Genomic DNA, 11,517 nt, shown 5'->3' on the forward strand with positions numbered 1-11,517 from the left:
TCGGCGACCAGACGTTCGATGACAGCACGCTGCTCTTCGGCACCGGCAGTCAGCGTACCCACGACCCGCTCCCGGAAGCGCTCGTCACGATGCGCACGAATTGCGGCTTCGTTGGGCAGTTCGGTATCGGTCAGTGTCTGACCCGTGGCCTGCTCCAGCCAACGCACCTTACGGGTCTCGCGAGCGCCGGCGAAGGTGATGGCAATGCCGGAACGTCCCGCGCGGCCGGTACGACCGATACGGTGCGTATAGGCCTCGCTGTCCTGAGGCAGGTCGTAATTGATGATGTGGGTGATACGCGGCACATCAAGGCCACGGGCGGCTACGTCGGTAGCGACCAGGATATCAATCTTGCCTCGCTTGAGGCGTGCCACGGTGCGTTCGCGCAAGCTCTGGTCCAGGTCACCAGACAGGGCGGCGGCATTGAAGCCTCTCGCGGTGAGCTGCTCGACCAGGGTGGTACAGGCGGCACGGGTACGCACGAAAACGATGGCGGCATCTACCGGCTCGACTTCGAGAATGCGCGACAGCGCCTCAATCTTGGCGCCGCCGTCAACGCGTACCAGACGCTGTTCGATGCTGGCTGCGGTGTCCGCCTTGGATTCGATGGCCACTTTGACCGGATCGACCAGGTAGCGATTCACGATGCGCTCGATTTCAGCGGGCAGCGTGGCGGAGAAGAACACGCGCTGAGCGTCGGTCGGCGTGTCGGAAACCACGCGCTTGACGTCGTCGATGAAGCCCATGCGCAGCATTTCGTCGGCTTCATCGAGTACCAGTGATGAAAGGCCATCAAGCTTCAAGCTGCCGCGATCAAGATGGTCTATCACGCGACCCGGTGTGCCCACGATGACCTGGGCGCCACGGCGCAGAGCGCCAAGCTGTTCACGATATTCCTGACCGCCACATAGGCTGGCCACTTCCAGACCCTTGAGGTTCTGGCCGTACTTGGTGAAGGACACCGCCACCTGTTGCGCCAGCTCACGAGTAGGTGCCAGCACCAGCACTTGAGGCTCGCGACGGTTAAGTTCGAGTTTTGACAGAATTGGTAGTGCAAAGGCTGCAGTCTTGCCGGTACCGGTCTGGGCCTGGCCCAGCATGTCCCGACCTTCCAACAGCGCTGGAATGGTTTGTGCCTGAATTGGCGACGGGGTTTCATAACCCAAGGTTTCTAGAGCAGAAAGCACGGCAGGCAGCAGTGCCAGGTCGCCGAAGCTCGGCGAGGCGACAGAAGTCGAGGTCATTATCACACCTTGAATAGCCGGTTGAAACCGGCGGAAAATGTCGTGGCGCCTTGTCGCTTGCAATTGCACAGTGTTAAAACACTGGCAACGTGACATGGCACCGGGTCGCACCTGCGTCCTGTTCGTTTCATGACTGCCATTGCAGAATGCGAAGACAGACGAACAGTGTGGCGACCGTACACGCCGCGCCGAATTGGCGACTTTGGCGACTTTGGCGTTCCATCTACGCACCTGGCGCTTGATCAGCGGCTCATCCTGAGCTTGGCTGCACGCCTTGCGAGAGAATCGTCCCTCAATGCCATCAGGCAATGTTAAAGAAGGGCCGAATCAACAGGGATGGTAGGGTCAACACATGCGAGGAGGGCGTATACTACCATCGTTGAAGGACATTGGCTAGCGTCTGTTATGATCACTCTACTTTGCCAGCCTGTTGAGTTAATGAATGCTTCTCTTGTTCAAGTATGAGTTCTCCAATCTTGATACGATTGTCCAAGATGTAACGAGAATGAATTGTGTAGTAAAAAAGCGCTTATTCTCAGTTAAAAAACAGATTTGAGAGTGCGAAGATAGTAGCAGTCTGATAACTAAGTAAGCTAAACATGAATGCTGTTCTTCTAAAACCTGGCATTAGCTTTCCAGCAAAAGCTTTTCGTGATTAGTAGCTTACGTCATCACCAGCAATCTTAAGCGACTTGATGTGATGACTCGGTTGTAAGACCTATTGACGTAACAAAACGTTATGTTGATTATGAGTTAAAACACTGTATTGGCGTACAGGGTAGGAACGCCAAGGTGCTTGGGTTAAGGTTCCCTCGCCATTTTCTATTCACTTGACATGTTACCGGGCCTATATGCTGCGAATCCTTCATTCTCTGCCTCGCACGCACAAGTTGATTCTTCTTCCTATTGCCACCATGGTTACCGTGCTGGGCGTGCACAAGATCATCGCGACTGTTGATAGCGCTGATAAAAACGACGTATCGCTTGTACAGATTACGTTGCCTACAGATTTCAAAGCCTCCGTGAGCGATGCACTGTCTTCTGGCTTGTCTATTGATAGGGCAGCGGTTAAGGATGCTACGCGAAGCGCGATCCCGCTTGCCAACCTTACGCCTCATGACGTAGTGGACATCAGCAATTTGCTGGGGATTCGCAGCGCAAAGGCAAGCTCACTCGACATCGATCCCAGTGTTCAAGGTATGCCGGTCAAACTCCAACTGAGTGCGACAGCAATTCATGCTGCCCTGCAGTTGCCCCAAACAGAGCTGGAACCCGGCGGTACGTCCTACGCAGATCTCTCGAACGATCCCATCTTTCTAGATGGGGAAGGCGTACAGCTTGAAAATGAACTGGCCGCTAAGGAAAACTTCGTCCCTTCCTGGGAAACCTATACCGTACAGAAGGGTGATACTTTTGCCGTCATGGCAGAGCGCACTCTGGGCATGGGATTCAGTGAAGTGATGGCACTGCTTGACAAGATGCCCGACAAGAACGTGCTTACTCGTTGGAGGGTGGGCAACAGCTTCGATTTCAAACTCGATGAATCCGGCGAGCTGATGGCGCTGCGCGTGATGAAAAACACACGTAGCGGCTATCTGATCGAACGCGATGGCGGGGCCAATAGTTTCGAGGTGGCGCCTTTCGATAAGACCTCCGAATCAACTCAGCGTCTATTCAGCGGTACGCTGAGCGGTAGCTTTGCCAAGTCCGCCAGCGCCACGGGGCTGTCCAACGCCGAGATTGCAGAGCTGTCGACATTGCTATCCAAGAAACTGGATTTTCGCAAGAAGGCACGGCGCGGTGACACCTTCCAGGTGCTGGTCGAAACCGACATGATCGAAGGACAGTCGGCGGGTTCGCGTATTCTGGCGGCCCAGTACGAAGGCAAGAAGATGAACCTGACCGTCGTGCGTAACTCCGCAGACGATCGTTTCTACACGCCGGAGGGTAATAGCCTAGACCCGGCCTTCAATCGTCATCCTTTCAGCGGCGATTATCGGATCAGCTCTTCGTTCAACTTGCGTCGCAAGCACCCGATCACCGGTCGCATCAGCCCGCACCGCGGCACGGATTTCGCCATGCGTAGCGGCACGTCCGTAAAAACACCCGCAAGCGGTCGTGTCATCAAGGCAGCCTATCAAAAAGGTGGCGCAGGCAATTATCTCGTGATTCGTCACGACAACGGCTACAAGACCCGCTACATGCATCTTTCCAAGCGTCTGGTACGAGAGGGTGAGCGTGTCAGCATGGGACAAAAAATTGCCCTTTCCGGCAATACCGGTCGCAGCACTGGTCCTCATCTTCATTACGAGGTCATGGTCAACAATCGCCAAGTAGACGCCATGCGAGTCAAACTACCGGAAAGCCAAAACCTTGCAGGCCAGGCCCTGGCAGCTTTCAAGCAGGATTCGAAGCAGTTGCTGGCCAAGCTAGAAAGCGACAGCAATGCGGCTGTTGTCGCAAGCCGCTCAACACAGCGCACACGCTCTGACGATGGAAGTTGATCTTTTCGAAATAAGCCGTTCCAACACCCTGCTTCGGCGGGGTGTCTTCGTTTGAGGCAGCCAAAAGCATCAGCGCTTGGTAATCAACGTCACGACTTCCGCCATTGTCTTGTGGCATTCGAGCGGATGACGTAGCGGTTTGTCCAGGAACAGCTGATACACATTGCGCCGCCCCACCCGCTCCCGTGCAATGATCTCGGCGTTTTCAAGATCGCTTACGATGCGCTGTACCGCCCGTTCGGTAATACCTACCTCATTGGCGACTTCCCGTAACGTGCGTGTAGGATCTTCCACCAGGCAAATCAACACATGCGCGTGATTGCTGAACATCGTCCAGCCACTGCCCCCCCTTATCTCCATGTCATTCTCCAGGCCGCCTATAAGATATGAATAATATTACCAGAAAAAAATTTCTTGTATGAAATACATGCTTGTTCTCGCTTGATCCTTGTTGCCCGTTTGAAGCGCTAGAAACAAGGCCCTAACGCTTGAATCTCACGAGAAGCATTTGACTCGGCGATCAAGGAAACGTAGTTTATACGATATATTTGTCGCTAATAAAGGTTCGTCTATGAACCGCCATATAGCAAGCTCCATTGTAAGTACTGCACTACTGTCAGGGTTTATCTGGTGGATACTCAGCGATGGCGTTTGGGCTTCCTGGATCATAGGCCTGCCGACCATCCTGCTTATCGTTGGATGGAACCTGAATCAGGGCACCCCTTCTCAATCATTGCCGCGATTTTTCGGGCTGCTCGAATTCTTGCCCTATTTCCTGTGGGAATCCTTGCGGGGTGGAATCGACGTCGCAAGACTTGCTCTTGCGCCTAACATGCCCATTGATCCTTGCTTTACCGTTTATGATCTGCGTCTGCCGAAGGGCCCGGCGCAACGTGTATTCATCAATACCGTGAGCCTTCTCCCCGGGACACTGAGTGCCGATTTATTGAGGGAGAAACTGATCGTTCATCGCCTGCGCGGGGCGCCCGACGACGATCAGGATCTACGGGAGTGTGAGCAGCGCGTGGCACGCCTATACGGGTTGACGTTGACCGACGCTGATCCCAGTCAATCCAACCCGGGAGCGTCCTGGTCATGAACACCTATTTGATCGGCCTGACCGTTCTCCTTCTATGCACCCTCTTGCTTGGCCTGGTACGCGTATTCAGTGGTCCCAACCGGGCGGATCGCATGCTTGCCGCCCAGCTCTTCGGCACCACTGGCGTTGCGATAATAGTGCTTCTGGCACTCATTACCGACATGACGGGGCTTTATGACGTGGCGTTGGTGATGGCGGTGCTCGCTCCGATTACCAGCGTCGCCTTCGTTCATTTGGCCGGAGACGAGCAGCGATGAGCCTCGAATTTCTGAGTGTGTTGCTGGCAACCGCAGGGGTACTGTTCTTTTTCGCCGGGGCTATGGGTCTGTTGCGCTTTCCGGACGTCTACAGCCGTCTACATGCGCTGACCAAGGCAGACAACCTGGGACTGGGCCTGATCGTCGCGGCGGGTATTTTACAACTACCCTCTCCCGCCCAGTGGCTGAAGCTGATACTCATCTGGCTGATGGTCATGCTTTCAGGCGCCGTCACCTGTCATCTCGTAGCGCGACGGGCACGACGAATCGATAGCCACCTCGACAAGACGTTTGAGTCAGACCTTCAACAAAAGGAGCCAGGCCCATGACGCATGTATTCGATCTCCTGCTGATCCTGGGTCTTTTGAGCTTTGCCACGCTATCACTGACTGTGCGGGATGTTTTCACCGGCATCGTGCTGTTCATCAGCACCGGTTTGATCATTGCCCTTACCTGGGCAAGGCTCGGCGCACCGGATATTGCCATCGCCGAAGCGGCGATCGGGGCAGGGCTGACCGGCGCTCTGCTGCTGGCCGCCTGGCGCCGTCTACAGCCCGCTGCAAGGGATCACCGAGCCCATGGTAGGAATGAATCCTCCTCATCACCGGGAGTAGACGATGAACGCACCTGATACCGATTCCGCTGTCCCTCTGCTAGGTCGTCTCTTACTCGCCATTGCCTTGATCGGCATCGCGCTGGTGCTCGGCTGGGCACTTTGGCATCAGGCGAACGCCCAGACGTCGCTGACCGCCATCGTCACGACAGAGCTGCCCAACAGCGGCGTCACCAATCCTGTGACTGCCGTGCTGCTCAACTTTCGCGCCTTCGATACCATGCTAGAACTGGCGGTGCTGCTGCTGGTGGCAGTAACGGCGGGCATGCTGCGTGAACACAAAACAGCACCATCTTCATTCAGCGATCGAGCCGTAGAGAGTGCCTTTCCCTCACCCTTGCTGCTTAGTCTCGCCCGAGACCTTACACCGGTGATGATACTGGTCAGTGCCTACCTGCTATGGGTGGGAGCCAAGGAACCCGGGGGCGCGTTCCAGGCCGGCGCCGTATTGGCCTCCGCGGGGGTACTGGCCCACTTCTCGGGACGCCCCTGGCTTTCGGATCATCAGGATGTACGGATTCGAGCGTTGTTGGTGCTTGGCACCGGCGCTTTTCTGATCTCGGCCCTGGCCATGCTGGGGGTAACCGGCACCTACTTCGACTATCCCTTTGCCTGGGCCGGCGCTTGGATTCTGGCCATTGAAACCGCTGCGACCTTCTCGATTGCCGCCATGCTGTATGTGGCCTTCTGTGCCGTAATGCCGTCTAGGGAACGCCCATGAACACGTCGCTGCTGTTCAGCCTGTGCGGCGTCGCGCTGTTCTTGTTGGGGCTCTATGTCGCCTTGACGACGACCGTCATGCTGCGCCGGATACTCGCCATCAACATCATGGGCAACGGGGTGTTCATGCTGTTCATCGCCAGCGCCTACCGTCGCGGCGAGGATGGCGTACTCGTCACGGATCCGGTGCCTCACGCGCTGGTGTTGACCGGGATCGTGGTCGCGGTCAGCGCTACTGCCTTGGCCCTGACTCTGGTCTGTCGTCTTCACGAGCTATCCCATGCGTCCCACGAGGGTCCTAAATGAGCGAGCTGATGACAGGACCGGCACTGCTTGCCTGGCTGATCAGCCTGCCCTTGCTGGGCGCACTTGCCAGTATCGCCCTGAAACATGGCGGACGCTGGCCGGCACTTACGGTCGTGATCGTCAATCTGGGGCTTGCCTGTCTACTGGTGGCGTCCACGCAATCCGCCCCCCTACGCTATGCCCTGGGGGGTTGGGAAGCGCCTCTGGGCATCGTGCTCTATGCGGATACCCTGAGTGCCATGATGATCGGTATTACCGCCCTGGTGGGGGCCGTCGTCAGTTGGTACAGCCTTGGCTATTTTGCGCCGGGCTCCTCCAGTGAACGAGCCTTCTGGCCGCTCTGGTGCCTGCTGCTGACGGCGCTCAATACCCTGTTTCTTTCCGGGGATGCCTTCAATCTCTATGTTGGTCTCGAAATACTAAGTCTCTCCGCGGTGGCGCTGGTCACGCTTTCCTCGGGACTTGAAGCAATTCAGGCGGCCCTGCGCTATCTGCTGGTCAGTCTGATGGGCTCATTGTGCTATCTGCTTGGGGTGGCGCTGCTGTATCAGGCCTATGCCACCCTGGATCTTGCGCTGCTTGCCGACGTCACCGGTGATGGGGTGCTGGAACGGGCAGCCCTGGCCTTGATGGTGGCGGGTTTGCTGCTCAAGACCGCCCTGTTCCCACTGCATTTCTGGCTGCCTCAAGCTCACGCTGGCGCCCCAGCGCCGGTCAGTGCCCTGCTATCGGCCCTGGTGCTCAAGGCCACGTTCTATCTGATACTGCGTCTATGGTTCGACACCCTGACTGAGGCCGCCACCTATTTGGGTGCCTTGCTGCTGGGGCTTTTGGGCTGCGCCGCCATTCTCTGGGGTTCCCTGCAGGCGCTGCGTGCCCAGCGGCTCAAGCAGCTGGTGGCCTACTCCACGGTAGCGCAGATCGGCTATCTGTTTGCCCTGTTCCCCTTGCTGAATGATCCTCGGGTCGCCGATGCCGCCTTCGATTCGGTCATTTATTTCGTCATCGCGCATGCCTGTGCCAAGGGCGCCATGTTCCTTGCCGCTGGCAACATCCTGACCGCCGCCGGCCATGGTCGGCTGGCGGATCTGCGCGCCGCCAATCTGCCCTCCGCCATTACCCTGTTCGCCCTGGCCATCGCCGGGGTGAGTCTGATCGGACTCCCCCCCACCGGGGGCTTCATCGCCAAGTGGCTGCTGCTGCAAAGTGCCCTACAGGTCGGCGCCTGGTGGCTTGCCGGCGTGGTACTGCTGGGCGGATTGCTTGCGGCGGCCTATGTGTTCCGCGTACTGGCGGTGTGTTTCGACGTCTCGCCTCCGCCAACCTCGATGGAAGCTTCTTCACAAAGGACGATCGTTTCCGCTGGGCGCCAATGGAGTGCGTTGATTCTGGCCCTGGTGGCCCTGGCACTCGGGTTTCTGGCTGCCCCGGTGCTGGATCTTTTCGATGCCAATCTCGTGACCGACTGACCCGGAGGATTCATCTTGGAGCCAATGTCCGTCTTGCTGCCGCTGATCCTGCTCAGCTCGTTGATTCCGGGCATTGCCACCTTCTTCGTGCCAGAGGAACGCGCAAGGTTACGCAACACCCTCAACTTGGGCGCGGCCCTGGTGAAGACCTCCCTGGTGGTTGCGCTGTTGGTGGGCGTCTCTCAAGGCGAGCTGTATGAGGTACGCGTCGCCCTGCTGCCGGGGGTAGAGTTCCTGCTGCACGCGGATGCCTGGTCATTGATGTTCATCAGCCTTTCTAGCCTCTTGTGGCTGGTCACGACTCTATACGCCATTGGCTATCTGGCCCACTCGCGCCAGCGCAGCCGCTTCTTCGGCTTTTTCAGCCTGTGCGTGTTCTCCACCGCAGGCATTGCGCTTTCCGGCAATCTCATCACCTTTCTCATCTTCTACGAGCTGCTGACCTTGGCCACCTATCCGCTGGTGGTACACAAGGGCACGCCGGAATCGATCAGCGCCGGACGAAAATACCTGGCCTATACCCTGTTCGGCGGTACCTTGTTTCTGGCGGGGGTGGTCTGGCTCACGGCGGTTGCCGGACCCATCGAATTCAGCGCCACCGGCGTACTTGCAGGGCGCAGCGACTTGTCACCGACGCTACTGCAGGGCATATTCTTGCTGCTGATCGCCGGTCTCGGCGTCAAGGCAGCGCTGGTGCCGCTGCACAGCTGGCTGCCGGCCTCCATGGTCGCCCCCGCCCCGGTCAGTGCCTTGTTGCACGCGGTGGCCGTGGTCAAGGCGGGTGCCTTCGGCATCTCCCGGGTCGTCTACGATGTGTACGGCGTTGAGTTTTCCGCTGCACTGGGCGTGACCACACCGCTTGCCATCGCCGCCGCCATCACCATCCTGTATGGCTCCACCATGGCGCTCTTCCAAGACGGGCTCAAGCGTCGCCTGGCCTACTCCACGGTCAGTCAGGTCTCCTACATTGCGCTCGGCACCGCCATTGCCGGCCCTATCGCCACCATCGGCGGTATCGTGCATCTGGTGCATCAAGGGCTGATGAAAATCACGCTGTTCTTCTGCGCCGGCAATCTGGACGAGACCCTGGGCATTACCAAGGTCAGTCAGATGAACGGCGTGGGGCGACGCATGCCCTGGACCATGGCGGCCTTTACCATTGCCGCCTTGGGAATGATCGGGGTTCCACCCTGGCGGGATTCGTGTCGAAATGGTACATCGGCTACGGCGCCCTGGAAGGCGGTTCCTACTGGGTAATCGCCGTGCTGATCGGCAGCAGCCTGCTCAACGCCGCCTATTTCCTGCCCATTCTTCATGCTGCCTGGTTCAAGGCCCCCGGGGCCGATCCTGCCACACCCAAGGTCGGGCGTCTCGAGACCCACTGGATGCTACTGTTGCCGCCGCTGATCACCGCGGCCCTATCCTTGGCCGCAGGATTGTTCTCGAAATCCTCGTTCAGCCCTCTGGAATGGAGCAAGCTGATCGCCGCCCGGGAATATGACATGACCGCCATCGCCGAGCTGCCCTTTACCCAGCCTCAGTGGTTGATCATCGTTTCTCTTGCAGTTCCAACCCTGTGCGCTTTATTGACCCTGATCCCAAGACTACACACGAGCGTGCTGCGACTGCTGCCCTGGGCGGCGCTGCCGGCCTTGATACTGGCGCTTTTCCCGGTGGATTCCGCCAACATCGTTTCCTGGCTGTTCCTGGGCAGCGTGCTGCGCCTCGATGAACTGGGTCAGATATTCTTGCTCTTCACAGCCTTGCTGTGGCTGACCTGTGGTATCTACGCACGCGGCTACCTGCGCAACGATGCCCATCAAGGGCGCTTTGCCGGCTGCTTCCTGCTGGCGATGATCGGTAATTTCGGCTTGATTCTGGCCGCGGATGTCTCGAGCTTCATTGTCTTCTTTACCTTGATGAGCTTTGCAAGCTACGGCCTCGTCATTCATCGAGGCGACGCCCGGGCCAACCAGGCAGGACGCCTCTACATTCGCCTGGTAGTCATCGGCGAGATGTGCCTGTTCGCCGCCATGATCACGATGGTCAACAACGCCAACAGCCTGATGATCGCGGATCTTGCCGAAAGCCTCGATAGCCACTGGCTGATGGCACTGCTCGTGGTTGGCTTCGGTATAAAAGCGGGTCTTTTGCCCCTGCACGTATGGCTGCCGCTGGCTCATCCCGTCGCCCCGGCCCCGGCGAGTGCGGTATTGAGCGGCGCCATGGTAGCGGCAGGGCTACTGGGCTGGCTGCGTTTTCTGCCTTTGGGGCTACCGGGGTGGGAGGTATGGGGAATTCTCTTGACCGTCATTGGTCTGCTGGGTGTCTTCTATGGCGCGGTGGTGGGCACAATGCAACAGGAAGCCAAGGTAGTGCTGGCCTATTCCACCATCAGTCAGATGGGGCTGATGACCACCGGCGTCGGCGTCGCTCTCTGGCAACCAGCCTTGGCCCCGCTTCTGATTCCCGCCCTGGCACTTTATGCCCTGCATCATGGTCTGGCCAAGGGCGCCCTGTTCCTGGCCACCGCCGTTTCTCCGTCGGCCCCGATCACCGGGCTCGTCAAATGGGCGACCTTGATCATGCTGTTCATTCCGGCCCTTGCCATCGTCGGAGCGCCGTTGACCAGTGGCGCCCTGGCCAAGGCAGCGCTAAAGCTACCCATCACCGGTAGCGAGATCGATGCGCTCTTGCCGATCGTCGCTCTGGGGGCAGCTGGCAGTACTTTACTGATGCTGCGATTTCTCTATCTGGTATGGCCCCGCGGCGACGCTCACCAGGAACCCAGCGATGCCATGTGGCTGGGTTGGCTGATCAGCGTGGCGCTGGTCGCAATTGCTGCCTGGTGGCTGCCGGGTTACGCCGAGGCGACCAGGAAAACCCTGGCCTTCGGTGCCCTCTGGTCACAGACCTGGCCGATTCTACTTGGAGCCACGCTGATGCTGGGGGCCTATTACTTGCACGATCACAAACGCGACTGGTCGATCCCAAGCGGCGACATTCTGATACCCCTGGGTCGTTCGACCCAGACCCTGCGCCAACACCTGGCTGGCCGTCGCAAGCACCTTTTCAATCAGCCTCCTATGGCACTTTATCGCGCCATGCCCGGATGGCTTTACGCCTTCGCGCTGCAATGCTCTCGACAAGCATTGAACCTTGCGGACCGGCGCGGTCAGCAGCTGGCCAATCTCGTGTTCGGCACGGTGCTGGTGGGGCTATTGTTGGCCATGTTCTGGTAAATATCCATGAGGGTTTGATATTGAAAACCCCGCCTGTCCGGCGCGTATACTGATGGCTTCAAT

12 protein-coding genes are annotated in these 11,517 nt (G+C 58.2%); 10 read left to right on the top strand and 2 right to left on the bottom strand.

Features of this window, described 5'->3' with window-relative positions; genetic code table 11:
• Positions 1–1,244: DEAD/DEAH box helicase (locus CH74_RS07800; protein WP_048306907.1), on the bottom strand; the 1,244-nt coding region annotated here is incomplete at its 3' end.
• Between the two features lie 851 nt (positions 1,245–2,095).
• Between CH74_RS07800 and CH74_RS07805 the strand changes: the two genes are divergently transcribed.
• Positions 2,096–3,748, top strand: a complete 1,653-nt coding sequence (locus CH74_RS07805; RefSeq protein WP_048306908.1) for a peptidoglycan DD-metalloendopeptidase family protein — start codon at positions 2,096–2,098, stop codon at positions 3,746–3,748.
• Between the two features lie 69 nt (positions 3,749–3,817).
• Here CH74_RS07805 and CH74_RS07810 read toward each other — a convergent pair whose 3' ends face one another.
• On the bottom strand, positions 3,818–4,108 hold the full coding sequence (locus tag CH74_RS07810) for a winged helix-turn-helix domain-containing protein (RefSeq protein WP_048306909.1): 291 nt from the start codon (positions 4,106–4,108) through the stop codon (positions 3,818–3,820).
• Positions 4,109–4,319: 211 nt separating this feature from the next.
• Between CH74_RS07810 and CH74_RS07815 the strand changes: the two genes are divergently transcribed.
• From CH74_RS07815 to CH74_RS19490, 9 genes are read left to right on the top strand one after another with little or no spacing between them, the layout of a single operon-like run.
• Entirely contained in the window at positions 4,320–4,847 is a 528-nt protein-coding gene (locus CH74_RS07815; protein WP_048306910.1) for a Na+/H+ antiporter subunit E, read from the top strand.
• The gene (locus CH74_RS07820) at positions 4,844–5,104 is read left to right on the top strand and encodes a monovalent cation/H+ antiporter complex subunit F (RefSeq protein ID WP_048306911.1); all 261 of its coding nucleotides are present in this window, start codon (positions 4,844–4,846) and stop codon (positions 5,102–5,104) included. The genes CH74_RS07815 and CH74_RS07820 overlap by 4 nt, the downstream gene beginning before the upstream one ends.
• Positions 5,101–5,433: a monovalent cation/H(+) antiporter subunit G gene (gene mnhG, locus CH74_RS07825; protein ID WP_048306912.1), complete on the top strand. Its 333-nt coding sequence runs from the start codon at positions 5,101–5,103 to the stop codon at positions 5,431–5,433. The genes CH74_RS07820 and mnhG overlap by 4 nt, the downstream gene beginning before the upstream one ends.
• Positions 5,430–5,735 (top strand): DUF4040 domain-containing protein, encoded by a 306-nt coding sequence (locus tag CH74_RS07830; protein WP_048306913.1) that lies wholly within the window; start codon positions 5,430–5,432, stop codon positions 5,733–5,735. The genes mnhG and CH74_RS07830 overlap by 4 nt, the downstream gene beginning before the upstream one ends.
• Positions 5,722–6,438 (top strand): MnhB domain-containing protein, encoded by a 717-nt coding sequence (locus CH74_RS07835; RefSeq protein WP_053070674.1) that lies wholly within the window; start codon positions 5,722–5,724, stop codon positions 6,436–6,438. The genes CH74_RS07830 and CH74_RS07835 overlap by 14 nt, the downstream gene beginning before the upstream one ends.
• A complete protein-coding gene (locus tag CH74_RS07840; RefSeq protein WP_048306914.1) occupies positions 6,435–6,743 on the top strand; it encodes a sodium:proton antiporter in 309 nt (102 codons plus the stop codon). The genes CH74_RS07835 and CH74_RS07840 overlap by 4 nt, the downstream gene beginning before the upstream one ends.
• Positions 6,740–8,212 (top strand): complex I subunit 5 family protein, encoded by a 1,473-nt coding sequence (locus tag CH74_RS07845; RefSeq protein WP_048306915.1) that lies wholly within the window; start codon positions 6,740–6,742, stop codon positions 8,210–8,212. The genes CH74_RS07840 and CH74_RS07845 overlap by 4 nt, the downstream gene beginning before the upstream one ends.
• Before the next feature lie 24 nt (positions 8,213–8,236).
• Entirely contained in the window at positions 8,237–9,469 is a 1,233-nt protein-coding gene (locus tag CH74_RS07850; protein ID WP_253273005.1) for a complex I subunit 5 family protein, read from the top strand.
• Positions 9,415–11,454 (top strand): complex I subunit 5 family protein, encoded by a 2,040-nt coding sequence (locus tag CH74_RS19490; protein ID WP_253273003.1) that lies wholly within the window; start codon positions 9,415–9,417, stop codon positions 11,452–11,454. The genes CH74_RS07850 and CH74_RS19490 overlap by 55 nt, the downstream gene beginning before the upstream one ends.
• Positions 11,455–11,517: the final 63 nt, after the last annotated feature.

The organism is Halomonas sp. PR-M31 (genome assembly GCF_001039575.1).
Classification (GTDB): domain Bacteria; phylum Pseudomonadota; class Gammaproteobacteria; order Pseudomonadales; family Halomonadaceae; genus Modicisalibacter.